This window comes from Streptomyces sp. PTY087I2 (assembly GCF_001687325.1).
Lineage (GTDB): Bacteria > Actinomycetota > Actinomycetes > Streptomycetales > Streptomycetaceae > Streptomyces.
Genome location: NZ_LZRD01000050.1, coordinates 1 through 24,144 on the forward strand (window position 1 = coordinate 1; position 24,144 = coordinate 24,144).

At 72.6% G+C, this 24,144-nt stretch carries 18 protein-coding genes, 1 pseudogene and 1 riboswitch; of the genes and pseudogenes, 14 read left to right on the forward strand and 5 right to left on the reverse strand.

Annotated elements, in window-relative coordinates:
- The 6 genes and pseudogenes from A3Q37_RS33170 to A3Q37_RS33195 all read left to right on the forward strand — a co-directional run.
- Nucleotides 1-1,583: pseudogene (locus A3Q37_RS33170) on the forward strand (serine/threonine protein kinase); the annotation flags it as partial.
- A gap of 144 nt (nt 1,584-1,727) precedes the next feature.
- Nucleotides 1,728-3,434 carry a serine/threonine-protein kinase gene (locus A3Q37_RS33175; RefSeq protein ID WP_065490546.1) on the forward strand — a complete coding sequence of 569 codons (1,707 nt, stop codon included), beginning with the start codon at nt 1,728-1,730 and terminating at the stop codon, nt 3,432-3,434.
- A 131-nt stretch (nt 3,435-3,565) separates the two neighbouring features.
- On the forward strand, nt 3,566-5,251 hold the full coding sequence (locus A3Q37_RS33180) for a serine/threonine-protein kinase (protein ID WP_065490548.1): 1,686 nt from the start codon (nt 3,566-3,568) through the stop codon (nt 5,249-5,251).
- A 173-nt stretch (nt 5,252-5,424) separates the two neighbouring features.
- Nucleotides 5,425-7,041: a succinic semialdehyde dehydrogenase gene (locus A3Q37_RS33185; protein ID WP_065490550.1), complete on the forward strand. Its 1,617-nt coding sequence runs from the start codon at nt 5,425-5,427 to the stop codon at nt 7,039-7,041.
- Between the two features lie 71 nt (nt 7,042-7,112).
- Nucleotides 7,113-8,993 carry a GMC family oxidoreductase gene (locus tag A3Q37_RS33190; RefSeq protein ID WP_065490552.1) on the forward strand — a complete coding sequence of 627 codons (1,881 nt, stop codon included), beginning with the start codon at nt 7,113-7,115 and terminating at the stop codon, nt 8,991-8,993.
- A 159-nt stretch (nt 8,994-9,152) separates the two neighbouring features.
- The gene (locus tag A3Q37_RS33195; RefSeq protein ID WP_065490554.1) at nt 9,153-10,919 is read left to right on the forward strand and encodes a peptidase; all 1,767 of its coding nucleotides are present in this window, start codon (nt 9,153-9,155) and stop codon (nt 10,917-10,919) included.
- A 360-nt stretch (nt 10,920-11,279) separates the two neighbouring features.
- Here the strand turns inward: A3Q37_RS33195 and A3Q37_RS33200 are convergent, their stop codons facing one another.
- Nucleotides 11,280-11,585 carry a chorismate mutase gene (locus A3Q37_RS33200; RefSeq protein WP_065490556.1) on the reverse strand — a complete coding sequence of 102 codons (306 nt, stop codon included), beginning with the start codon at nt 11,583-11,585 and terminating at the stop codon, nt 11,280-11,282.
- 332 nt (nt 11,586-11,917) lie between these two features.
- Between A3Q37_RS33200 and guaA the strand changes: the two genes are divergently transcribed.
- The 5 genes from guaA to A3Q37_RS33225 all read left to right on the forward strand — a co-directional run bounded on the left by guaA (nt 11,918) and on the right by A3Q37_RS33225 (nt 17,133).
- Nucleotides 11,918-13,504 carry a glutamine-hydrolyzing GMP synthase gene (gene guaA / locus A3Q37_RS33205; protein ID WP_065490558.1) on the forward strand — a complete coding sequence of 529 codons (1,587 nt, stop codon included), beginning with the start codon at nt 11,918-11,920 and terminating at the stop codon, nt 13,502-13,504.
- 137 nt (nt 13,505-13,641) lie between these two features.
- Nucleotides 13,642-14,256: a Uma2 family endonuclease gene (locus A3Q37_RS33210; protein ID WP_065490560.1), complete on the forward strand. Its 615-nt coding sequence runs from the start codon at nt 13,642-13,644 to the stop codon at nt 14,254-14,256.
- A gap of 89 nt (nt 14,257-14,345) precedes the next feature.
- On the forward strand, nt 14,346-15,134 hold the full coding sequence (locus A3Q37_RS33215) for a class II aldolase/adducin family protein (protein ID WP_065490561.1): 789 nt from the start codon (nt 14,346-14,348) through the stop codon (nt 15,132-15,134).
- A gap of 113 nt (nt 15,135-15,247) precedes the next feature.
- Nucleotides 15,248-16,516 carry a hypothetical protein gene (locus A3Q37_RS33220; protein WP_065490563.1) on the forward strand — a complete coding sequence of 423 codons (1,269 nt, stop codon included), beginning with the start codon at nt 15,248-15,250 and terminating at the stop codon, nt 16,514-16,516.
- 104 nt (nt 16,517-16,620) lie between these two features.
- A complete protein-coding gene (locus tag A3Q37_RS33225; RefSeq protein ID WP_065490565.1) occupies nt 16,621-17,133 on the forward strand; it encodes a DoxX family protein in 513 nt (170 codons plus the stop codon).
- Here A3Q37_RS33225 and A3Q37_RS36190 read toward each other — a convergent pair.
- Together A3Q37_RS36190 and A3Q37_RS33230 are read right to left on the reverse strand one after the other, a co-directional pair.
- Entirely contained in the window at nt 17,040-17,303 is a 264-nt protein-coding gene (locus tag A3Q37_RS36190) for a hypothetical protein (protein ID WP_079138102.1), read from the reverse strand. The genes A3Q37_RS33225 and A3Q37_RS36190 overlap by 94 nt on opposite strands.
- Nucleotides 17,290-18,639: a PspC domain-containing protein gene (locus tag A3Q37_RS33230; RefSeq protein ID WP_065490567.1), complete on the reverse strand. Its 1,350-nt coding sequence runs from the start codon at nt 18,637-18,639 to the stop codon at nt 17,290-17,292. The genes A3Q37_RS36190 and A3Q37_RS33230 overlap by 14 nt, the downstream gene beginning before the upstream one ends.
- A 227-nt stretch (nt 18,640-18,866) precedes the next feature.
- On the opposite strand from A3Q37_RS33230, the gene A3Q37_RS33235 reads away from it, so the two are divergent.
- Nucleotides 18,867-20,153 (forward strand): ATP-binding protein, encoded by a 1,287-nt coding sequence (locus A3Q37_RS33235; RefSeq protein WP_065490569.1) that lies wholly within the window; start codon nt 18,867-18,869, stop codon nt 20,151-20,153.
- A complete protein-coding gene (locus A3Q37_RS33240) occupies nt 20,150-20,845 on the forward strand; it encodes a response regulator transcription factor (RefSeq protein WP_006126978.1) in 696 nt (231 codons plus the stop codon). The genes A3Q37_RS33235 and A3Q37_RS33240 overlap by 4 nt, the downstream gene beginning before the upstream one ends.
- A gap of 115 nt (nt 20,846-20,960) precedes the next feature.
- On the opposite strand, the gene A3Q37_RS33245 is transcribed toward A3Q37_RS33240, so the two are convergent.
- On the reverse strand, nt 20,961-22,040 hold the full coding sequence (locus A3Q37_RS33245; RefSeq protein ID WP_065490571.1) for a C40 family peptidase: 1,080 nt from the start codon (nt 22,038-22,040) through the stop codon (nt 20,961-20,963).
- Between the two features lie 229 nt (nt 22,041-22,269).
- Here A3Q37_RS33245 and A3Q37_RS33250 point away from each other — a divergent pair, with 229 nt between their 5' ends.
- Entirely contained in the window at nt 22,270-22,623 is a 354-nt protein-coding gene (locus A3Q37_RS33250; protein WP_065490573.1) for a hypothetical protein, read from the forward strand.
- A 55-nt stretch (nt 22,624-22,678) separates the two neighbouring features.
- Here the strand turns inward: A3Q37_RS33250 and A3Q37_RS33255 are convergent, their stop codons facing one another.
- Nucleotides 22,679-23,860: a C40 family peptidase gene (locus tag A3Q37_RS33255; RefSeq protein ID WP_065490584.1), complete on the reverse strand. Its 1,182-nt coding sequence runs from the start codon at nt 23,858-23,860 to the stop codon at nt 22,679-22,681.
- Nucleotides 23,861-23,867: 7 nt separating this feature from the next.
- A riboswitch (cyclic di-AMP (ydaO/yuaA leader) is annotated at nt 23,868-24,034 on the reverse strand.
- Nucleotides 24,035-24,144: the final 110 nt, after the last annotated feature.

Genomic DNA, 24,144 nt, shown 5'->3' on the forward strand with positions numbered 1-24,144 from the left:
GGCCCGTTCCGGCCGGGGGGTCCGGCGAGGACGCCCTGCGCGCCGACTCCCGGCGGCCCGGACTGCCGGGCTCCGCCCCGAAGGAGCCGGCCCGCACCGCGCCGCTCCCGGCCGCGCGGACCGCCACCCGGGCCTGGGAGGACGCCGTCGCGGGCGGCGGCGAACCGGCCGTCTACTGCGGCCCCGCCACCCCGCTCGCCGCCGAACGCGCCCGCCAGGCACGGATCGCCGTCGTCGGAGCCGTCACCGAGCGCTGGGCCCCCGAACAGGCCGGCCCGGTCCACGAGAACTGGCAGCTCGCGCCGCCGATCGGGCCCTCCACCGACCTGTGGGCGCTCGGCGCGCTGCTCTACCGCGCCGTCCAGGGCCACGCCCCCTACCCCGAGGAGAACGCGGCCGAGCTGGTCCAGATGGTGTGCGGCGAGCCGCCCGCCTTCGCGGAGGAGTGCGGTCCGCTGCGGCCCGTCGTCGAGTCGCTGCTGCGCCAGGACCCCACCGAGCGGCCGGACTTCGAGGAGCTGCGCGGCTGGCTGCGCTCGCTGGTGCGCTCCGCCCCGGAGCCGGAGGCGGGCGCCGACGTCGTACCGCTGCCCGCGCCCGACGCCACCCGGCTTCCCGTCGTACGCCGCCGGGGCGAGCTGGTCCGGCGGCGCCGGGGCCGGTTCGGCGGTGCCGCGCACGGCAGGCACCGCCAGGGAAAGCGCCAGCAGCCGCCGAAGCAGCGCGGCGGAAAGCAGCGGGACCGCCACGAGTCGCTGCTGCCGCCCGACCGGTCCATGGGCAGACCCGTGGAACCTTGGGAGGACGAGCGCCCCGCCCGCGCGCCGCGTGCGCCCAAGGGCCCCCGCGTGCTGCGGGAACCCCCGCGCCGGGGCGAGGGGTCCCCGCGCAGACTGGGCCGGCTGCTGCTCGTCCTGATCCTGCTGCTGATGGCCGCGGCCATCGCGTACGCCGTGATGTTCATGCCGAAGGCCGATGAGGGCAAGGGCCAGGACAACGGAGCACCCGCGCCCACCGGTTCCGCCGCCCCGCCCGCCGCCTCGGGCGAGCCCAAGCCCTCGGGCTCGACGGACGGATCCGGCGAGCCCGGCTCCCAGCAGCCGCAGACCAGCCGGTCCGCCGCCGCCCTCGCCCCCGGCTACACGCTCCGCAAGGACGCGGAGGGCTTCGAGGTCGGCGTACCGAAGGACTGGCAGCGCAGCCCGGCCAACGCGGACCGTCAGATCCGGTACGGGAGCGACGGGTTCACCCTGCTCGTGGTGCCCGGCCGGGACACCGTGAAGTCGGGCGGCAGCGATCCGCTCGACTACCAGAGGGAAAAGGAGCCCGAGCTCCAGCCGTTCCGGGACTCCAGCTGGTCCTCCTCGTCCGGAGTGCGCCGGGTCGACGTCGGCCGGCAGGCCATGGCCGAGGGGCAGTTCACCTGGCAGGAGAGCGGCGGGCGCGAGGTGTTCGTCCGTAACCTCGCCATGATCGTCGACGGCCGGTACCACGTCATCCAGGTCATCGGCCCCGAGAACGACCGGGACAAGGTCACCGAGATCTACGAGCAGGCCATCGCCTCGTACCGGGTCGCCGGCTGACCGCACGTCATCGCCGCCGCCCGCCCACGGGGGTTGTGCGGTGCCGACAACCATCACAGTGCGGTCTCGTGGGCGATCCCCCGTATCCCCGCCGCGCCCCGCCTCCGTAATCTGGCCATTCGAGGAACGGGGCGGGGACATCACGTGGATCGATCACAGGGCACGGAAGCCGGACTGGTGCTGGCGGGGCGCTACCGGCTGGGCGACGTCCTCGGCCGGGGCGGCATGGGCAAGGTCTGGCGCGCCCACGACGAAGTGCTGCACCGCACCGTCGCCGTCAAGGAGTTGACCGCTGGACTGTACGTCGCCGAGGCCGACCGGCTCGTCCTGCACGCACGGACGCAGAAGGAGGCCCGGGCCGCGGCACGCATCACGCACCCCGGCGTCGTCACCGTCCACGACGTGATCGAGTACGACAACCGCCCCTGGATCGTCATGCAGTACGTCGACGGGCCCTCGCTCGCCGACGCCGCCAAGGAGAGCGGCGAGATCGCCCCGCGCGAGGCGGCCCGCATCGGGCTGCACGCGCTGAGCGCCCTGCGCGCCGCCCACGGCGCCGGGGTGCTGCACCGGGACGTCAAGCCCGGCAACGTCCTGCTGGCCCGCGACGGACAGGTACTCCTGACCGACTTCGGGATCGCCGCGATCGAGGGCGACTCCACCATCACCCGTACCGGCGAACTGGTCGGCTCCATCGACTACCTGGCCCCCGAGCGGGTACGCGGCGGCGACCCGGGACCGGCCTCCGACCTCTGGTCGCTGGGCGCGACGTTGTACACGGCGGTCGAGGGGACCTCCCCGTTCCGCCGTACGTCCCCGATCTCCACCATGCAGGCCGTCGTCACCGAGGAGCCGCCCGCCCCGGTCAACGCCGGTCCGCTCGGGGCCGTCATCACCGCGCTGCTCCGCAAGGACCCGGCCGACCGGCCCACCGCCGCGCAGACCGAGCAGATGCTGCTGGACGCCATGGAGGGCCGCGAACCCCGGGCCGCCCAGGCGCACGTCCCCACCCAGCGGGTCCCCGAGAACGCCCGCTACGGCTACGGGGACGGAGGCGGCCCCGGCAGCCCGGACGGCTCCGACCGCCCGCCCGGCTCCGACGGCTCCACCGCCCGGCTGCCCGGAGCGACGACCGCCTCCTCCGCCGCCCACGCCCCGGACCACGCCGCCCCGGTCCCCGGCCCCTCCTCCGCCCCGGTGACCCGGCGCGCCGGATCACGGTGGCGCACGGTGCTCGTCGTGGTCGTCGCCGCGGCGGTGCTCGGCGGCGCGGCCGGGCTGATCGCGATGAAGTACCGGGAGAGCTCGGACACCCCGGCCGCCGGAAGCACACCGTCCGCGCCCCGGACCACCCCCGAGCCCACCGACCCCACGCAGGGCGCATCGGAGATACCCGACGGCTGGCACCGGGTCGACGACCCGGCGGGCTTCAGCCTCGTCGTGCCCCGGGACTGGGAGCGCCAGGTGAACGAGGGGCAGATCGACTACACCCCGGACAACGGGGCCCACCGGATACGCATCAGCGTCGACCCCGACCCGGACTTCGACCATCCGTATCTGCACATGGAGAACATGGAGGAGCAGCTCTCCGAGCGGCTGCCGGGCTACCGCCGGATCGGGATGGAGAAGAACACCTTCCGCGACCGGCCGGGCGCCCTCTGGGAGTTCACCTGGAACGAGACCAAGGACCACCCGGGACCGCGGCACGGCATCGACCAGATGTACTACGGCGGCCCCGGCGGGCCCGAGTACGCGCTGTATCTGACCGCCCCGCAGGAGGGCTGGGAAGCCAGCCGGCAGAAGTTCGACATCATGGTGCGCAGCTGGCGCGCCCCGAAGGCACAGCAGTGAGGGCGAGCCGCCCGTCGGCCCCCTCGACGTAACGCTCCATGCCGCGCGCGGGTTGCTGTACGGTCACGGCTCCGCACCCGGTGACCGACCCCTGTGGTGCCGGGCCCCGGATGTGAACCAGGATGGGGCCCATGACAGATCACGGGGGACGGGCCGACGAGCCCACCAGCTACGGACTCCAGCCACCGCACGCTCCGGGCGGATTCGGCGCACCGCATCCCGCGCCCCCGGCGCACATTCCCGCTCCGGCGAACGCCCCGGCCACTCCCGCGAACGCCCCTGCCGCTCCGGCGAGCGCCCCCGACAGTGCGGCGAACCGGCTGATCGGCGGGCGCTACCGGCTGATCGCGCGGCTCGGGCACGGCGGGATGGGCACGGTCTGGCGGGCCCGCGACGAGGTCGTCGACCGCGAGGTGGCCGTCAAGGAACCGCGCGTACCGGACCACCTCGGCGAGCGCGAACGCAGCACCGTGCACGAGCGCATGCGGCGCGAGGCGCGGGCCGCCGCCCGGATCGACCACCCCTCCGTCGTCACCGTCCACGACGTGGTGATCGAGGACGGCAAGCCGTGGATCGTCATGGAGCTGGTGCGCGGTCCGTCGCTCGGCGACCGCCTCCAGGAAGGCACCCTGGACCCCCGCGAGGCGGCCAGGATCGGCCTCGCCGTGCTCGACGCGCTGACGGCCGCCCACGCGATCGGCATCCTGCACCGCGACGTCAAGCCGGACAACGTCATGCTCGGCACCGGCGACCGGGTCGTCCTCACCGACTTCGGGATCGCGCAGATCGAGGGCGAGCAGCAGCTCACCGAGACCGGCGCGTTCATCGGCTCGCCCGAGTACATCGCGCCCGAGCGGGTCCTCGGGCAGCGCCCCGGACCGGAGTCGGACCTGTGGTCGCTGGGCGTCGTGCTGTACGCGGCGGTCGAGGGGATGTCCCCGTACCGCCGTTCGCACACCCCGGCCACCCTCCAGGCCGTGCTGTCCGCCGAACCGCAGACGCCCGCCCGGGGCACCGGCGCGTTCGGCACGCTCGTCATGCAGCTGCTCCGCAAGGACCCCGCCGCGCGCCCGCCGGCCGCCGAGGTCCGCCGGACGCTCCAGCAGCTCGCCGCACCGGCCCCCGCCCCCGCGACCTCCCCGTACGCCGCACTCGCCACGGGTGGCGCCGGCGGCGGCAGCAAGTGGGTGCCGCCGGTGCTGCACCGCAACCGGGCCGCCCAGTTCGCCCTCGGCGGCGGGGTGCTGGCGGTGGTGGTCGCGCTCGTGCTGGTGCTGCTGAACCCGTTCGCGGGCGACGGGCCGCCGGAGAACTGGCAGATCCGGCCGGAGAACGAGGTGCTGTCGGCGGACGTGGCGGTGCCCGAGGAGTACAAGCGGGTCCAGGACGACGACGGCGAACTGGTCTGGTACGCGGACCCCAGCGGCGTCTTCGAGATCGCCTTCTGGCACCGCGCCCCGAAGAGCGACCCCGACGCCATGGACGAGAACCCGGGCGTCGACCCGGTGGCGCGCAAGACGTACTACGAGAAGGGCGGGGCGAGCACCACGCAGATGGAGGAGGCCTCCGTCACGTACAAGGACACCACCCACCAGGGGCGCAAGGCGGTCGAGATGACCACCGACTTCATCCCCTACGCCTCCTCCGGCGACGACCCGGTCCGCTACCGCTTCCGGGAGCTGCTGATCCCTGGTGAGAAGAAGAGCGACCCCTACTGGCATGTGCGGGTGAAGACGCCCGCGAAGGGGCAGGCGGCGAAGGACGGCGACGCGATCTTCGCCGAGGTGACCGAGGGGCTGAAAATTCACGCTTCCTGAGTGCGGCGGGCCGACCGCCGCCGAGTGGTCGGCCGCAACGCCACTGATCAGCGGTTATGTCGCCAGCGATCACTGGCTCGTTCGAGGGCGGTGCCGAACAGGGTCGGCGGGTCCTGTGAAAAACTGTTACCGACGGGTACCCAAAGGCTCCGGCTGGACATACTCTCGGCCCCATGACGGACTCGCAGGCCCCTGACGCCCCTCTCGGTACGAACCCCGTGGCGGTCGCCCCCGCCGGGGTGCGCACGGCCGCCGACGTGGTCACCCCCGAGGTGATCGCCCAGCTGACCCGCGGGGTCGTCGGGTCGGGCCGGACGGCCAACCACACCCCCTTCACCGGGGAGAAGCTGGCCGATCTGCCCGAGTCCACCCCCGAGGACGTGGCCACCGCCTTCGACCGGGCCCGCGCCGCCCAGCCCGTCTGGGCCGCCGTCCCCGTACGGCAGCGCGCCGCCGTCCTGCTGCGCTTCCACGACCTCGTCCTGAGCCGCCAGTCCGAGGTCCTCGACCTCATCCAGCTGGAGACCGGCAAGGCCCGGCTGCACGCCCACGAGGAGGTGCAGGCCGTCGCCGTCGCCGCCCGCCACTACGGGCGCAGGGCCGCCTCCTACCTCAAGCCGCGCCGCCACACCGGCGTCGTCCCGACCCTTACCAAGGTCACCGAACTGCGCCAGCCGCGCGGGGTCGTCGGCCAGATCGCCCCCTGGAACTACCCACTGGAACTCTCCGTGGGCGACGCGCTGCCCGCGTTCGTCTCCGGCAACGCCGTCGTGATGAAGCCCGACACCGAGACCGCGCTCACCGCCCTGTGGGCCCGCGACCTGCTGATCGAGGCCGGACTGCCCGCCGAGGTCTTCCAGATCGTCCTCGGCGAGGGCCCGGTCGTCGGCCCCGAGGTCGTCAGCCGCGCCGACTACGTCTCCTTCACCGGCTCCACCCGCACCGGCCGCGAGGTCGCCGTCGGCGCCGCCAACCGCCTGGTCGGCGTCTCGCTGGAGCTCGGCGGCAAGAACGCCATGCTCGTCCTGAAGGACGCCGACGTCGAGAAGGCCGCGGCGGGCGCCGTCCGCGCCTGCTTCTCCTCCGCCGGACAGCTCTGCATCTCCATCGAGCGGCTGTACGTCCACGAGTCCATCGCCGACGATTTTGTTCAGCGCTTCGCCACCCGGACCAAGGCCATGCGGCTCGGCAACTCCCTCGCGTACGGGGCCGACATGGGCTCCCTCGTCGGCGAGCGCCAGCTGGAGACCGTCGCGCGCCACGTCGACGAGGCCGTCGAGAAGGGCGCGACCCTCGTCGCCGGGGGTGTCGCCCGCCCCGACATCGGCCCGCTGTTCTACGAGCCGACCATCCTGGACGGCGTCGAGGCCCCCATGGCCGTCTGCGCCGAGGAGACCTTCGGGCCGGTCGTCGCGATCTACCGCTTCAGCGACGAGGACGAGGTCATCGCGCTGGCCAACGCCACCCCGTACGGGCTCAACTCCAGCGTCTGGACCACCGACTCCCGGCGCGGCCACGAGGTCGCCGCCCGGCTGCGCACCGGCACCGTCAACATCAACGAGGGGTACGCCCCCGCCTACGGCAGCGTCCAGTCCCCGATGGGCGGCATGAAGGAGTCCGGCCTCGGCCGACGGCACGGCTCCGAGGGCATCCTCAAGTACACCGAGGCCCAGACCGTCGCCCAGCAGCGGCTGATGCCGCTCGCGCCCGCCTTCGGGATGGACGACGCGAAGTACGCCGCGTTCATGACGAGCAGCCTCAAGGTGATGAAGGCGTTCCGGCTGCGCTGAGCCGCCGATGCCGATGCCGACGCCGTAGCGGCTTCCGCCCTTTTCGTACCGATTCCGTTCCGAGGAGTGCCATGTCCCAGGACAGCCCTGCCCAGAAACAGGCCGTGAGCCATGTCCCGGCCGAGGACGACGCCGCGTACGACTACGACGTCCTGGTCGTCGGCTCGGGCTTCGGGGGCGCGGTGTCGGCGCTCCGGCTCACCGAGAAGGGCTACCGCGTCGGCGTCCTGGAGGCGGGCCGCCGCTTCACCCCCGGCACGCTCCCCAAGACCTCCTGGGATCTGAAGAACTACCTCTGGGCCCCCGCCCTCGGCCTCTTCGGCCTCCAGCGCATCCACCTCCTCGGCAACGTCATGGTGCTCGCCGGGGCCGGGGTCGGCGGCGGGTCGCTCAACTACGCCAACACCCTGTACGTGCCGCCCGCCCCGTTCTTCGAGGACCGCCAGTGGGCCTCGATCACCGACTGGCAGGACGAGCTGAAGCCGTACTACGACCAGGCCCGCCGGATGCTCGGGGTCCGCCTCAACCCGACCATGACCCCCTCCGATATCCACCTCAAGGCCGTCGCCGAGACCATGGGCGTCGGCGACACCTTCCACATGACCCCGGTCGGCGTCTTCTTCGGCGACGGCAAGGACGCCGACGGCACCGCGAAGGCCAAGGCCGGCGGCACCGTCCCCGATCCGTACTTCGGCGGCGCGGGACCCGACCGCAAGGCCTGCACCGAGTGCGGCGAGTGCATGACGGGCTGCCGCCACGGCGCGAAGAACACCCTCAACGAGAACTACCTCTACCTCGCCGAACGGGCCGGAGCGGTCATCCACCCGATGACCTCCGTCGTCGCGGTCACCGACGACCCCGAGGGCGGCTACCGGGTCCTCACCGTCCCCACCGACCGCCGCCGCAGGGCGAAGCCCACGAAGCTGCGCGCCCGCAAGGTCGTCATCGCCGCCGGTACGTACGGCACCCAGACCCTCCTGCACACGATGAAGGACCGGGGGCTGCTGCCCCGCCTCTCCGCGAAGCTCGGCGAGCTGACCCGTACCAACTCCGAGGGCCTGGTGGGCGCCCAGACCAGCGACCGCCGCTACCGCAAGAAGCACGGCCCCGCCAAGGCCGACTTCACCCGGGGCGTCGCGATCACCTCGTCGATCCACCCCGACGAGAACACCCACATCGAGCCCGTCCGCTACGGCAGGGGCTCCAACGCCATGGGGGCGCTGACGGTCCTCCAGGTCCCCTACGGGGCCCACCGGGTGCGCGGCTGGATCGCCAACATGATCAAGCACCCCACCCTCGCCGCCCGTTCGCTCTCCAACCGCCGCTGGTCCGAGCGGACCATCATCGGCCTGGTCATGCAGTCGCTGGACAACTCCCTCACCACGTACCGCAAACCCGGCGGCATCGGAAAGGGCCTGCTCACCGCCCGCCAGGGCCACGGCGCCCCCAACCCGACGCAGATCCCGGAGGCGACCCTCGGCGCCACCCTGCTCGCCGAGGAGATCAACGGCTTCGCCGGATCCAACGTCGGCGAGCTGATGGGCACCCCGCTCACCGCCCACTTCCTCGGCGGCTGCCCGATCGGCGCGAGCGCCGAGGAAGGCGTCATCGACCCGTACCACCGCCTCTACGGCCACCCCGGCATCAGCGTCGTCGACGGCGCCGCCGTCTCCGCCAACCTCGGCGTCAACCCCTCGCTGACCATCACCGCCCAGGCCGAGCGCGCGATGTCGCTGTGGCCCAACAAGGGCGAGGCGGACCCGCGCCCGGAGCAGGACGCGGCCTACGAACGGCTCGCCCCCGTCGAACCGCTCGCGCCCGCCGTGCCGAAGGAGGCGTTCGGCGCGCTGAAACTGCCGTTCCTGGGCATGCCCGTGGTGCCGCCGAAGGGGACGACGGAGGCCGGGACGGACGTGGAGGGCGTCGGGAACACCCCCGTGGCCAACCCCTGACCGTGCCCTGTCATCCCTGACCGCGCCCCGTCATCCGGGACCGTGCCCAATCCGTGATCTTGGGAAGGACAACTGTTCGGGGAGCTGTGCGGTCCAACCCCGTACCGCGACAACCGTCACAGCAGCCACACAGCTTCCGCCGAGTACCCGAGGTCCCCGATGACACGCTGTTCCCCGCGAACCGTGCTGCACCGCGCAGCCGGCTCGCTCGCCGCCGCAGGCCTGCTGGCCGCGGCCTCGCTCGCCGGGGCGGCCGCCCCGGCGCAGGCCGCCGAACTCCCGGTGCTCGCCCTCGGCGGCCCCGCCGAGACCGCTCTGCACCCGTACCCGGAGAGCGGTGAGCCGCGGCAGTCCACGGTCGGGTTCACCGTCAACAACCCCGACGGGGACGAGAAGGACGACGACTACGAGACGCCGTTCACCATCACCTTCGACCTCAGCGGCATCGCGGGCGTCGCCGACGTGGAGGCGGAGGACACCTCGGACTGCAAGGTCACCGGCACGAAGGCGGTCTGCGAGGACTGGGGCATCTGGGCCGGCCTCCGGGGCCTCGACGGCCTCCTCCTCTCCGCCGCCAAGGGCAGCCAGGAGGGTGACACCGGCACGATCACGGTGACCGGGCGGTCGAAGGGCGCGACCTTCACCCCGTTCACCACGAAGGTCACGGTCGGCGGCCCCGACCTCGTCATGGAAGAGCTCCCCTTCAAGGAGCGGACGAAGCCGGGCGACAAGCAGCAGGCCCCGATCACCTTCACCAACCGGGGCACCCGCGCCGCCGACGGCGTCCTCCTCACCCTGGTCCACTCCCGCGGCCTCGACATCACCGAGCGCTACTCCAACTGCGAGTACACCGAGGACGACCCGGCCTCCCGGGGCATCGGCTACACCACCGCCCTCTGCTCGGTCGAGGGCTCCTTCGAGGTGGGCGAGACGTACACGCTCGCGACCCCGCTGACCATCGAGGTCACCGACCGCGCCTACTACGACATGTTCGTCTACGGCATCCACGAGGGCAGCGCCGCCCAGCGCACCGCCCACCGCGCGGGCGCCCCCTTCGAGCGGGGCTCCGGCAGTGTGCTGAAGGCGGTCCCGGCGAAGGCGAAGAAGAGCGCGGCCGCCGCCCGGGGCGGGGACCTCGACCCGTGGGACAACCAGCACGAGGCCGACTTCCGTACGGAGAACACGGCCGACTTCGTGGCGTACGGCGACCAGGTGGCCGGGGCCGAGGGCTCCACCGTCAAGGCCGACATCGGCTTCCGCAACGAGGGCCCGGCCTGGGTCGGCTACCTGCGCTCCGGCGAGACCGTCGCCACCCTCGACTTCACCGTCCCGCAGGGCACGACCGTCACGGCGAAGCCGGACCTCTGCCGCGCGGTGACGGCCGCGGGCGGCTACCGCGAGGACCAGAAGAGCCCCGCGCCGCGCTACTTCTGCGACACCTCCCCGGTCGTAAAGGACGGCGGCGGTCTCGACCTGCCGTTCGAGCTGCGGATCGACAAGAGCATGGTCGGCGCGGAGGGCGCGGTCACCATCCGCAACCCCTGGCTCCAGGACCCGAAGCTGCCGTTCGACCCGAAGCCCGGCAACAACACCGCCTACCTGATCGTGAACGGCGAGGGCGGCGGCGACGGCTCGGACTCCGGCGGTGCGACGGCGGGCGGGGACGGCGGCTCGGGCGATCCGTCCACCTCGCCGACCGCGGCCCCGGACCCGGAGGAGAGCCCGTCCGGCACCGCGAGCCCCTCGGCGTCCACGACGTCCGACGGAGGCGCGGCGGGCACGTCGGGAGGCTCCGGCGGCGGGGGCGGCCTGGCCTCGACGGGGTCGGTCGCGCTGATCGCCTCGGGCACGGCGGCCGCGGCGCTGGCGGCGGGCCTGGTGCTGTTCGCGGCGGCACGGCGACGGGCTGCGGCGCAGCACGTCTGACCGGCGGCGGAAGGACGGCGGAGGAGGGAGCGGGCCTCCGCCCGGATCTTCGTTCCGATGCGGCCGACCCGGGCGTCCCCGGGATCGGCCGCATATGGGGTGACCGGGCTGCTGTCCCCTGCGGACCGGTCACATACGCCGGGTCGTGGTCCCACGACGTACCTGAGGTACGTCACACTCCCCGGCGGAGCCACGCGTGGTTTCCTACCGATGCCGCCCCTGGTTGGCACGGACACCCGGACCAACGAAGGCACCGCGCTCCTGGTCACGCGCCGTACGGGTGAGACGGGCCCCGAACGCAGATACGGCCCGTGCGGCGCGGGCGGAGAACCGTTCCGGCCGCGCGCCGCCCACCGGACCTCACACCCGGCCGCGGCACAGCTCCAGGAGCGTCATCGCCAGCGCGGTGCCCGGCCGGCCCAGCGCGTCCCTGTAGTGGCCGAGGACGGCCGTCTCGCGGGAGAGGTTGACCCGGCGGCCGCCCGAGGTGATCCGGGCCTGCTGGATCACCGCCGAGACGGCCATCCGTTCCTGGACGAGACCGATGATCCGGTCGTCGAGGGTGTCGATACGCTCGCGGGCGCCGCCGATCAGGGCGGCGGCCTCGTCGGTGTGGGCGCCGGTGGCGGTGGTGAGGTCCGTGGTGCCGATGCCGATGCTGCTCATGGTGGTGACTCCTGTTGACCGGAGGCCACCCGGGGCGAACGGGCCCGGACACGAGAAACGCCCCGGGCCTGCTGGCCCGGGGCGCCTGGAACGTTGCTTGTCAGTGGCTCAAGCAGCACGACCATGGCAGCCGGCGGGCCGGATGCCATAGGTAAAGACGAAGGTCGTGTGCTGACGCATGGCGCACAGTATGGCCCTGTTTCCGCCGCCCCGACAAAACGGGGCCCGGATCGTGAGACGCGGAGCCCCGCGCCCGGCCCGGCGGAGGGTCCGCGCACGGCCGGTAGAATCGGAAGAACCGACCCTCATCACCACCGCCGGAAGGCCGCCCCGTGCCAGCAGCACCCCCCGCCGCCCCCGACGCCACGGCCGACGTGGTCCTCGTCGTCGACTTCGGCGCGCAGTACGCCCAGCTCATCGCCCGCCGCGTCCGTGAGGCCCGGGTCTACAGCGAGATCGTCCCGTCCACCATGCCGGTGGCCGAGATGCTGGCCAAGAACCCCCGCGCGATCATCCTCTCCGGCGGTCCGTCGTCGGTGTACGCGGAGGGCGCGCCGTCCCTGGACCGCTCGCTGTTCGAGGCCGGGGTCCCGGTTTTCGGCATGTGCTACGGCTTCCAGCTGATGGCGACGACGCTCGGCGGCACGGTCGACGACAACGGGGCGCGTGAGTACGGCCGTACCCCGCTGCACGTCACGAAGGCGGGCTCGACGCTCTTCGAGGGCACGCCCACCGAGCAGCCGGTGTGGATGTCGCACGGCGACGCCTGCTCGGCCGCCCCCGAGGGCTTCACGGTCACCGCCTCCACCGACGTGGTCCCGGTCGCGGCCTTCGAGAACGACGAGAAGAAGCTGTACGGCGTCCAGTACCACCCGGAGGTCCTGCACTCGACCTACGGCCAGCAGGTCCTGGAGCACTTCCTCTACCGCGGTGCGGGCATCGAGCCGAACTGGACCACGACCAACGTGGTCGAGGAGCAGATCGCCCTCATCCGCGAGCAGGTCGGCGACAAGCGCGCCATCTGCGGCCTCTCCGGCGGCGTGGACTCCGCGGTCGCCGCGGCCCTGGTCCAGAAGGCCATCGGATCCCAGCTGACCTGCGTCTACGTCGACCACGGCCTGATGCGCAAGGGCGAGACCGAGCAGGTCGAGAAGGACTTCGTCGCCGCGACCGGCGCGAAGCTGAAGGTGGTCGACGCCGAGAAGCGCTTCCTCGACGCCCTGGCCGGGGTCTCCGACCCGGAGCAGAAGCGGAAGATCATCGGCCGCGAGTTCATCCGCGTCTTCGAGCAGGCCCAGCTGGAGATCCTCCAGGAGGACGGCCCCGAGGTCGCCTTCCTGGTCCAGGGCACGCTCTACCCGGACGTGGTCGAGTCCGGCGGCGGCACCGGCACCGCCAACATCAAGTCCCACCACAACGTCGGCGGCCTCCCCGACGACATCGAGTTCGAACTCGTCGAGCCGCTGCGCCAGCTGTTCAAGGACGAGGTCCGCATGGTCGGCCAGGAGCTGGGCCTCCCCGAGGAGATCGTCCAGCGCCAGCCGTTCCCCGGCCCCGGCCTCGGCATCCGCATCGTCGGCGAGGTCACCAAGGACCGCCTGGACCTGCTCCGCGAGGCCGACGCCATCGCCCGCGAGGAGCTGACGGCGGCCGGCCTGGACCGCGACATCTGGCAGTGCCCGGTGGTCCTCCTCGCCGACGTCCGCTCGGTCGGCGTCCAGGGCGACGGCCGCACCTACGGCCACCCGATCGTGCTGCGCCCGGTCTCCTCCGAGGACGCGATGACGGCCGACTGGTCGCGCCTGCCGTACGAGACGCTGGCGAAGATCTCCACCCGCATCACCAACGAGGTCGCCGACGTCAACCGCGTCGTCCTCGACGTGACGAGCAAGCCGCCGGGGACGATCGAGTGGGAGTGACCCCTCCCGGGCTCGGCTGAACCCCGGAGCCCCCAGGTCAACGCCGATGCCGTCGCTCATTCGTTTGGGCGGCGGCATTGTCGTATCGGATGGGTACGCTGAGTGAAGAGACGAGACTTCGGCGTATGGGAGCAATCATGAGCGCCGCACCCGAGCCCGGGCTTGAGCATCAGGAGCCGTACCGGTGGCCGGTCCCGCCGGAAGGCGGCTGGACGGCGGACGACCTCGACCGGATTCCGGGCCTCCCGCCCCACACCGAGCTGATCGACGGGAGTCTCGTCTTCATGAGTCCGCAGCGGAAGTTCCACACGCGAGCCATGTGGCTGCTGGAATCCGCCCTCCTCGCCCACGTCCCCGCGGATCTGGACGTGGACCGGGAGATGACCATCAGGCTGGACACCAGCAACCGCCCGGAGCCCGACCTCCTGGTGTACAGGGCCGACGCGGACACCGGCCCCGACCAGACCTGGTACGCACCGGAGGACGTCGTCCTCGCCGTCGAGGTCGTGTCCCCCGATTCCCTGGAGCGCGACCGGGGCGTCAAGCCGCGCAAGTACGCCGAGGCCGGGGTCAAGCACTTCTGGCGGGTGGAGCAGGGCGACGACGATCTGCCCGTCGTGTACGTCTATGAGCTCGACCCGGCGACGCGCGCCTACACGCCCACCGGAATCCATCACCAGAAGATGAACCTGTCCGTCCCCTTCCCGATCGACGTGGACCTCAGCGAGATCTACCGCCGGGGCCGCCGGTAATTCCCTGGCACGGGCTCCACCCCTTCTCACCGTCCCCACCCGGCGGTAACTTCCGGTCCTGTACGCCTCTGAGAACGTCAGGAGCCGCCATGTCCGAGCAGATCGCCGTGTCCGACCCCGCCCCGATCCCCGTCGAGCAGCTCCAGTTCGCCATGCCGCCCGTGCACGCCTCGCCGGCCGAGGAACGCGCGTACCGCAGGGAGCGGCAGGCGGGCGCGTTGCGGCTGTTCGGGCAGCTCGGGTACGAGGACGGGGTCTCCGGGCACATCACCGTGCGCGACCCCGAGCTGGCGGACTGCTTCTGGGTCAACCCGTTCGGCGCGCCCTTCGCCGACATCGCCCCGGGTGACCTGATCCTCGTCAACGGCGACGGCCAGGTCGTCCGGGGCCGCTTCCACGTCAACCAGGCCGCGTTCGCCGTGCACGCGGCCGTGCACCGGGCCCGCCCGGACACCGTGGCCGTCGCGCACACCCACTCCGTGCACGGGCGGGCGCTCGCCGCGCTCGGGGAGCCGATCGAGCCGATCACCCAGGAGTCCTGCGCCTTCTACGAGGACCACGCGCTGTACGAGAGCTACTCCGGGGTCGTCGTGGACGAGGACGAGGGCCGGCGGATCGCCGCCGCGCTCGGGCCGCACAAGGCGGTGATCCTGCGCAACCACGGCCTGCTGACCGTGGGCGACTCGGTGGACGCGGCGGCCTGGTGGTTCCTCACGCTGGAGCGCGCCTGCCAGGTGCAGCTGCTGGCGCGGGCCGCCGGGAAGCCCCTGCTCATCTCGCACCAGGACGCCGTCACCACCCGCGACCACCTCGGCAGCGACCTGGTGGCCTGGATCAACTACCAGCCCCTGTGGCAGCGGATCAGTCGAACGTTCTGACGGCACCCGCCCCCGGCCCGCCCCGATGCGCGGCCCCGCCGCCCCGTACGGCACAATTCGCTGATATCGCAAGTGAGTTGGCTGTACCGGGGCGGGAAAGGGCGTAATCCTCCGTGGCGTTGGACGAAACCAGGACGAGCGGTACGCACAGCGGCGGCTGTACCTGCGGCGACTGCCCGCACGGGGCGCGTCGCGGGCACCGCCGCGCTGTCGCCGCGTTTCTCGCCAAGCGCGACGAACTCGCGGCGGGCGACGGGCTGCCCGCCGGGGTCGCCCAGTCCCCGTCCGCCTCCCGGCAGTGGGTCTCCGACGAGCTGACCGGGTCCGCCCGCGCCGTCGCCGAACGGGCCCGGGAGGCCGGGGACGCCTGGCTGTACCAGGTCTGGCGGGCCACGCTGTTCATCGTCTGGGGTGCGGTCGGCGCGCTCCTCGTCGGGGTCTGCGTCACCGCGATCGGGGCTGGCTGGTCCACCGCCCGTACCGCCGCCCTGCTCGCCGCCGTCGTCACCGCCGGACTGCTCACCGCCGCCGCCCGCTTCCACCGCGCCCGGGGCGGCCTCCTCGCCCCGCTGATCGGTGAGGACAACCGGCTCTCCACCTCCCGGACGGTCGCCGCCTCCTGGGTGCTCCTCGCCGTCTTCGCCGTCCTCGTCCTCGCGCTGCAACTGGCCGGGGCCTCCGACCCGGACGAGCGGGACGCGCTGATCGAGGGGCTCGACCTCGTGCGCTCCGCCGGGGTCGTCGCCGTGCTGGCGCTGGTGTGCGCGGTCGCTGTCGTCGTGCGCCGCGTCGTGACCGTACGGGTGCTGGGCCGGCGGCTCCAGAAGCTGCGCGCGGACCGGCCGCGCGCCGCCGACCTGCTCACCGACGACTCCGGGCGCGGGTCGTTCACCGATGTGCAGTACGTACTGGTCAGCGCCGTCGCCGTACTGTTCGCCGCCGTCCGCCTGGCCCGCCGCCCCGAGCAGCTGCCCGACCTGCCGTGGGGGCTCGCACTGCTGGTGGCCGTCTCGGCGGCGACCTACTTCGCCGGGAAGTACGCGGAGGGCGGCCGGCCCGTCGTGCTCTCCGTCGTACGGGCCCGGGAGGCCGGGGACCTGGACGGCGCGATCCGGACCGGCGACGACATCGAGATCCGGGGCGCGGGCTTCGTACCGCCCGGCGCGGGCACCCCCGACCGGCTGGCCCGGCTCGTCGTCCGGATAGGGACCGTCCACGTCCACGTCCCGCTGGTCCCCGTCGCCGGGGGCTTCGCCAACCCGACCGACACCGTCCTCACCGTGCCCGTCCCGGTCGAGGTCGAGCCGGGAACCGTGGACGTCCAGGTCGTCACCGCCGCCGGGGTCGAGACCGACCGGGTCCCGATCGACGTCACCGACTGACCGCCGCCCGCTTTCACCGATCTGCTCCGCAACCCTGGTGAGCGGCGCCCCGAAGGCGTACGTATGGTCGCAGTGACGGGACATCGGGAAGTGGGGCAGCGGTGATGAACGGTTACGGCGAGCGGGGTTCGTACGGGCTGGGCGAGCGCAGGACGCTGAAGGAACAGGCGGGCACCTACGCCCTGCTGCCGCTGCGGATCTTCCTCGGCGTCACCTTCGTCTACGCGGGCCTCGACAAGCTCACCGACAGCGCGTTCCTGTCCGCGACCGGCAGCGGATCCATCGGCGAGATGATGCGCGGAGTGCGCGACTCCGCCGCCATCCCCGCCCTCGTCGACCTGGCCCTCAAGAGCCCCGAGGGCTTCGGATACGCCATCGCGATCGGCGAACTCCTCGTCGGCCTCGGCACCCTCGTCGGCCTCTGGGCCCGGCTCGCGGCCCTCGGCGGCGCGCTGATCTCGCTGAGCCTCTGGCTCACCGTGAGCTGGCAGGCCACCCCGTACTACTACGGCAACGACCTGCCCTACCTGATGGCGTGGCTGCCGCTGGTGCTCGCGGGCGCCCCGCTGCTCTCCGCCGACGCCTTCCTCGCCTCGCGCCGCCGCCGCACCATGTAGGCGGCCCAGGTCACCGTCGCGGCCAGCCACAGTCCGCCGAGGAACAGCGGCAGGAAGAACGTCCACGGGACCTCCCAGGCCCCGGCCGCGTCCGCCGCGTACCCGGCGGCCAGGCCCAGCATCACCAGGCCGGCCACGGCCCTGCCGGGCCGGAATTCATGACGCAGCACGGGTGACCTCCACCTGTCCGATGCCGACTTCCAGTTCCAGTTCGATCGTTCCGGCGGGTTTCGTGCCGGCCGGCGGCGGCAGCGTCCGCCGGGTCGACTCGTCGCTGTTGATCCTGACCTGGACCCGCTGCCCCTCCTCAAGCCGGATCTCCCCGAGATTCGCCTCGGCCCGCACCTTCACCGTCACGTTCGCCGGGACGACCACGGCCGCCCGGCCCGCCGCCACATCGAGCCCGGTGCGCACGGTCTCGCCCTTGGGGACCTTCAGGCCGGACAGGTCCAGCCGGGCGTCGCCCGTTCTCAGCTCGTAGTGCGGCTGGACGGCGGCCACCGACGCGGGCCGCCACTCCTGGCGGGTCCACGAGGTGTCGATGTCCTTCGGCACCGCCGCCGCGCCCGCCAGCAGGCCTGCCGTGACCATCGCCATGAAGACCGTGCCGAAGCCGGTCCGTCCCAGCAGCGACGCGGTCAGCAGGCCGAGCCCGAAGACGGCCAGCGCCGCGACCAGCCCGATCTGGAGGGCGGTGCCCAGCGGCTGGTGCTCCCAGCTCAGCCCCGTGCCCAGACCGCCCGCCACCAGCGCCCCCAGGAAGGTCAGGCCGCCGATCGAGCGCGGCCCGCGCGGCGCGGGCGAGGGCCGCGGTGTACGGAACGGGGCATCCGGAGTGGGCCGTCCGGCCTTCGCCCCGGCCCGCGCCGCCTCCGCGTCGGTGTCCGGCGGCCCCCACAGATAACCGGAGCCGACCGGCCCGGTGGTGCCGTCCTTGATGATCGGATCCCGCCACCACGACGGGCTGCCCGGCGTCGGCGGGGCCTTCACCTCGGGCGGCGGCGTGCCGAGGCCGCCGGTGTGCGCGGGGCCCGGAGGGGCGGCCGGTGCGCCGGGCGGGGCCGCCGGGTCCTCCGGGGCCGCCGTCCGCCGGGACTGCGTCCATACGGAGAAGCCGACGACGGCCAGCGTCAGCAGCGCGGCGAACGCCAGCATGCCCCGGTTGTGCAGCATCGACAGGAACAGACCACAGCCGATCAGCGCCAGCAGCAGCGCCACCAAGGACGCCCCGTCGACCCGGCCCGACAGCAGCTTGCGCGCCTCGTTCTCGTCCTCGCCGTCCGCGGGCAGCAGCAGCCAGGCGAAGCCGTAGAAGATCAGACCGATGCCCCCGGTCGCCGACAGCACACCGACCACGATCCGGAAGATCACCGGGTCCACGTCGCAGTACCGGCCGAGTCCGCCGCACACCCCGGCGACGACCTTCTGTCGCGGGGTGCGCCGCAGCGTCGGCTTCGGCGCTTCGGGGGGCGCGACGCCGGGAGCGGCGTTGGAGGGAGCGGTCATGCCTCCATGGTGACGGTCCGGACCGCCCGCCGGGACCCGCCCCGACCCTGGACGGTCCCTGATATTGCCCGCGTACGCCCCTGAAGGGCGGGCCGGGCCCTCGCGTACGTCCCTGAAGGGCGGGGAGAGGGGTGTTGGCACCAGGCCGCACGCGGGGGAGAGCCTCAGGGTCAGTTCGGGGGCTGACCCTGATGCCGCCCCGCGTCCGCGCGTGTGACGATCGGGGTATGCCAGCCGCCACCGCCCGAGCCGCCAGCTCCCTCGCCGCCGACCCGGAGGAGCCGCCGGTGCGCAAGCTCTACCGCAGCGCCGACGGGCGGCTGCTCGGCGGCGTCGCGCGCGGGCTCGCCGGACACCTCGGGCTGCCGGTCGCCTGGGTGCGGTTCCTCTTCCTCGGGCTGTTCTTCACCGACGGCCTCGGCGCGGTGCTGTACGCGGTGTTCTGGATCGTCGTCCCGCTCGGCGTCGGCGGCGTCGACGCCCCGCGCTCCGTGTTCGAGGTCTCGGCGGACGGCCGCCGCAAGCTCCGCAAGCCGGACAAGGGCCAGTTCGTCGCCCTGGTCGCGCTGCTCGTCGGTGCCGTAGTGTTCGTCGCCAACGTCGACATGGGCAGCGAGGCCGACCGCTACATCTGGCCCACCCTCCTCATCGGCGCCGGCTCCGTCCTCGTCTGGCGGCAGGCGGACAACGCGCGCCGCGCCCGCTGGATGGAGGTCGGCCGCCACCGCAAGCTGCTGCACCTGGCCCGCGGCCTCGCCGGAGTCGCCCTCGTCGGCCTCGGCCTCGCGGTCTTCCTCGTCGTCCGGGGCTCCGCCGCCCAGCTCGGCAACGTCCTCACCGCCGCCATCGCCGTGCTCACCGGTATCGCCCTGCTCGCCGGCCCCTACCTCGTGCGGATGACCCAGGACCTCTCCGAGGAGCGCCTGATGCGCATCCGCGCCCAGGAGCGGGCCGAGGTCGCCGCCCACGTCCACGACTCCGTGCTGCACACCCTCACCCTGATCCAGCGCAACGCGGACGACGGCGGCGAGGTCAGACGCCTCGCCCGCGCCCAGGAACGCGAGCTGCGCAACTGGCTCTACAACCCCGAGGGCACCGGCAAGGACGAGGACGACGAACCGGAGACCTTGGCGGAGGCGGTCAAACGGGCCGCCGCCGAGGTCGAGGACAAGCACGGCGTCCCCCTGGAGGTCGTCGTGGTCGGCGACTGCCCCCTCGACGAGAAGCTGTCCGCACAGATGCAGGCCGCGCGCGAGGCGATGGTGAACGCCGCCAAGTACGGTGGCGAGGGCGGGGCGGTCCAGGTCTTCGCGGAGGTCGAGGGCCGTACGGTCTTCGTGTCCGTACGGGACCGGGGTCCGGGTTTCGACCTGGACGAGGTTCCCGGGGACCGCATGGGCGTACGAGAATCAATCATCGGCCGGATGCAGCGCAACGGCGGGACCGCCCGGCTGCGTTCGGTGCCCGGCGGGGGCACCGAGGTCGAGCTGGAGATGGAGAGGGCGAGCGAATGACCGAGAACACCGAAGCCACCGGGGGCCCGGAGCGACGGGTACGGGTCGTGCTCGTCGACGACCACCGGATGTTCCGCACCGGCGTGCAGGCCGAGATCGGCCGCACCGAGGAGACCGGCGTCGAAGTGGTCGGCGAGGCCGCCGACGTCGACCAGGCGGTCACCGTCATCACCGCGACCCGCCCCGAGGTCGTCCTCCTCGACGTCCACCTCCCGGGCGGCGGCGGCGTCGAGGTCCTCCGCCGCTGCGCCCCCCTGATGGGCACGGCGGAGAACCCGGTCCGTTTCCTCGCGCTGTCCGTGTCGGACGCCGCGGAGGACGTCATCGGCGTGATCCGGGGCGGCGCCCGCGGCTATGTCACCAAGACCATCACCGGCACCGACCTCGTCGACTCCGTCTTCCGGGTCCAGGAGGGCGACGCGGTCTTCTCGCCCCGCCTGGCCGGCTTCGTCCTCGACGCCTTCGCCTCCACGGACGCCCCGCCGGTCGACGAGGACCTGGACCGCCTCACCCAGCGCGAGCGCGAGGTCCTGCGGCTGATCGCCCGCGGCTACGCCTACAAGGAGATCGCCAAGCAGCTGTTCATCTCGGTGAAGACGGTCGAGTCACATGTCTCGGCGGTGCTGCGCAAGCTCCAGCTCTCCAACCGGCACGAGCTGACCCGCTGGGCGACGGCGCGACGGCTGGTCTGATCCCGTCGCTCAACGCCCGGCCGGGCCCAGCGAGATATTGACCTTCTCGCCGATCCGGCGGTAGCCCGGGTTGTGCCGGACCGTGAACGGGCCCACCCGGTAGTGGCGCCGGGGACTATGCCACCCGGGTCGCCCCGGCGAAAGGCATTTGGTCGATGGGCGCGATGCGTACCGGTGCTCCCGGGCGCGGGGCGTGGATCATCCGGCCGCCGCCGATGTAGAGGCCGACATGGCTGATCCCGGAGTAGAAGAACACCAGGTCACCGGGGGCCAGTTGGGAGCGCGGGATGCGCTGCCCGGCGTTGATCTGGGTGTAGGTGGTGCGAGGCAGGCTGACGCCCGCCGCCTTCCAGGCCGCCTGGGTGAGGCCGGAGCAGTCGAAGGCGTTGGGGCCGGTCGCGCCCCAGACGTACGGCTTGCCGATCGCCCCGTGCGCGAAGGCGATGGCCTGCCCGGCACGGGAGTTGGGAGCGGCGACCGGGCCGCTGCGGGCCGTGGAGCGGTCGGCGTGGGCGGGGCCGCCGCCGTGCCGGGCGTCGGCGGCGCGTTCGAAGTCGGCGCGCTCGTCGGCGGTCAGGGTGTCCAGCAGCTTCCGGGCGTCGGCCAGCTTGGCGCGGATCGCGGTGCGGTGCTCGCGCAGTTCGGCGCGGCGGGCGGCGAGGCGTTCGGTCTCCTGGTCGGCGCGGGCCTTGACCTGGGCGATCCGGGAGACCTGCCGCTTGATGTTCCGCAGCAGCCCGGTCTGCCGGTCGCCCGCCCGGTCGAGATAGGAGGCGCGTTCCAGATAGGCGTCGGGGTCGGAGGAGAGCGCCAGTTGCAGCGCCGGGTCGAGGGTGCCGGAACGGTACTGCGCGGTGGCCAGCGAGCCGAGGGCGTGCCGGGCGGTGTTGAGGCGGTCGGTGCGGCGGGCGGCCTCGTCGGTCAGGGCGTCGACGGTGCGGGTGGCGGCGTCCGCCTTCTCCTTCGCCCCGTTGTACTTCTCGGTGGCGACCTCGGCGTCGTGGTAGAGCCGGTCGACCTTCGCCTTGACCCGGTCCGCGGTCGGGGCCGGTTCGGCGGGGGCCGCGCCCGCCCCGGTGACCGAGCCGGCGGTGGCGGCCCCGGCGAGCGCCAGGGTGGCGGCGGTGCGGGCAGCAGGGCCGGTGAGCGGGCGCTGCTTGGGTTTTCGATGAGCTGACCTGCGGTGCGCTGCCACGGGGGCGGCATCCTTCCTCTCGGCTGTCCGCCGGGAACGGCGGCGGGTCCGGGATGGACGCTAATCCCGGCGCGGAGAAAAGAGTCGCCATGACAGCTATTTGCCCTGATGTGACGTTTCGTCGGTCACGGATGATCAAAGTGATCGAGGGAGGATCGCCTCACCGGCGATCGAGGAAGGCTTGCCTCACTGAGAGGTAAAACTTTGGCCATGGCTAGGCTCCCGAGCCATGGACGTACTCATCAATGTCTTCGTCGCCCTGCACATCATCGGCATCGCCTCCCTGCTGGGCGGCTTCCTGACGCAGATGAAGACCATGGGGTCGGGGACCGCCCGGTTCACCCCCGCGATGCTGCACGGCGCGCTGACCATGCTGGTCACCGGCATGGCCCTGGTCGGCCTCAACCAGGCCGACGACCAGACCGTGAACAACGTCAAGATCGGCATCAAGCTGGCGCTGCTGGTCGTGATCCTCGCCCTGGTCTACGTCAAGCGCGACGAGGAGAAGGTCGACAAGGGCCCGTTCATCGCGGTCGGAGCCCTGACGGCCGCCAACATCTTCATCGCCACCGTCTGGACCTGAGGCAGAGCCTGAACCTGCCGGGGGCAGCCGGTCACCGGCCGCCCCCGCCCCCGCGTCACGCCGGGCGTACGCTCCCGTAGATCGGCATGTAGTAGATCGACTCCTCGCGCACGTTCGCACCCGGCTTCGGGGCGTGGATCATCATCCCGTCGCCCTTGTAGATGCCGACGTGGCTGATGTCGTCGTAGAAGAAGACCAGGTCCCCGGGCTGGAGGTCGGCCGTGGCGACCCGCGTGCCGACCTCGACCTGGTCCCAGGTGGTCCGCGGCAGGGTCACGCCCGCCTCCCGCCAGGCCGCCTGCGTCAGCCCCGAGCAGTCGTAACTGGAGGGGCCCGACGCCCCCCACACGTACGGCTTCCCGATCTGGGCGCGGGCGAAGGCCAGCACCTTCTCCGCCTTGGCGGCGTAACTGCTGCCCGTGCCGGACCCGGAACCCGTGCCCGTACCGGTGCCCGATCCGGACCCCGAACCGCCGCCGGACTCCTTCGCGGCCTCCTCGCGGGCCTTCTCCTCGGCCTCGGCCTTCTTCTTCGCCTCGGCGGCCTGGCGGGCGGCCAGCTTCGCCGCCTTCTCCTTCGCCTCGGCCTCCTTCTTCCGCTCCAGCTCCGCCAGCCGCGCCTTCTCCTCGGCGGTCAGCCGGGACAGCAGCCCGCGCGCCTCGGTCAGCTTGGCCTGGACGTCCTTCTTGCTGGCGGCGAGCGTGGCCTGCGTCTCGGTCAGGGACTCCAGGCTCTTCACGGCCTCCGCGCGCTTCTTCGCCGCCGAGGCCTGCTGCGTACGGAAGTCGGTCACGGCCTTCTGCTGCCGCTCCGTCGCCCGGTCCATCAGCCGGCTCTGGTCGAAGTACCCCTGCGGGTCGTCCGCGAGGAAGAACGTCGCCGTGGGCGCGATGCCGCCGCTGCGGTACTGGGCCGCCGCGTAGGAGCCCAGCGCCCGGCGCGCCTCGTTGATCTTCTCGGTCCGCTTCGCCACGTCCGCGAGCAGCGTGTCGACCTTCTTCTGCTGCGACGAGGAGGCCGCCTTGGCCCGGTTGTACTCCTGGGTCGCCGAGCCCGCCTGCCGGTACAGGGCGTCGACCTTCTTCTGGACCTCCTCGATGGCGGGCTTCGGCTCCGCGGGCGCGGCCGTGGCGTTCTGCGTGGAGAGCAGCGTCACCGAGGCCAGCGCGGCCGTCGTCAGCCCGACGGCGGGGGTGGTGGTGCGCACCTTCGTGCGCGGCTTGCGATGCGATGCCAAGACCGGCATCTCCTTCCGTGGACCGCCTACCGGGTTAGCTGTCGGGTTCGGACGGAACGGAAGGCTGTCCTACGGTCCGCATGCGAGGGCACGGACCGATTCACCCCGGTTCTGCGTGTGGGTCCCCGGTTCCGAACTGCCGAGACGGCAGGTCGAATTCGGCAGAGGTGTCCGTTAGGCGCGGTTCGCCTCAGGGAGGTACGGATCACCTGACCGAGCACGCTAGCCAACCGGCCCCGCCGCTGGGAAGGACGATGAGCGATATGCCCGATACATTTTCGTGA

Excerpts from the sequence above, each read along its gene's own strand:
- A3Q37_RS33180 (WP_065490548.1), top strand. The coding sequence starts at position 3,566 with ATGACAGATCACGGGGGACGGGCCGACGAGCCCACCAGCTACGGACTC.
- A3Q37_RS33250 (WP_065490573.1), top strand. The coding sequence starts at position 22,270 with ATGGACGTACTCATCAATGTCTTCGTCGCCCTGCACATCATCGGCATC.
- A3Q37_RS33225 (WP_065490565.1), top strand. The coding sequence starts at position 16,621 with ATGAACGGTTACGGCGAGCGGGGTTCGTACGGGCTGGGCGAGCGCAGG.
- A3Q37_RS33200 (WP_065490556.1), bottom strand. The coding sequence starts at position 11,585 with ATGAGCAGCATCGGCATCGGCACCACGGACCTCACCACCGCCACCGGC.
- A3Q37_RS33235 (WP_065490569.1), top strand. The coding sequence starts at position 18,867 with ATGCCAGCCGCCACCGCCCGAGCCGCCAGCTCCCTCGCCGCCGACCCG.
- A3Q37_RS33240 (WP_006126978.1), top strand. The coding sequence starts at position 20,150 with ATGACCGAGAACACCGAAGCCACCGGGGGCCCGGAGCGACGGGTACGG.
- A3Q37_RS33210 (WP_065490560.1), top strand. The coding sequence starts at position 13,642 with ATGAGCGCCGCACCCGAGCCCGGGCTTGAGCATCAGGAGCCGTACCGG.
- A3Q37_RS33190 (WP_065490552.1), top strand. The coding sequence starts at position 7,113 with ATGTCCCAGGACAGCCCTGCCCAGAAACAGGCCGTGAGCCATGTCCCG.
- A3Q37_RS33195 (WP_065490554.1), top strand. The coding sequence starts at position 9,153 with ATGACACGCTGTTCCCCGCGAACCGTGCTGCACCGCGCAGCCGGCTCG.
- A3Q37_RS33185 (WP_065490550.1), top strand. The coding sequence starts at position 5,425 with ATGACGGACTCGCAGGCCCCTGACGCCCCTCTCGGTACGAACCCCGTG.
- A3Q37_RS33215 (WP_065490561.1), top strand. The coding sequence starts at position 14,346 with ATGTCCGAGCAGATCGCCGTGTCCGACCCCGCCCCGATCCCCGTCGAG.
- A3Q37_RS33230 (WP_065490567.1), bottom strand. The coding sequence starts at position 18,639 with ATGACCGCTCCCTCCAACGCCGCTCCCGGCGTCGCGCCCCCCGAAGCG.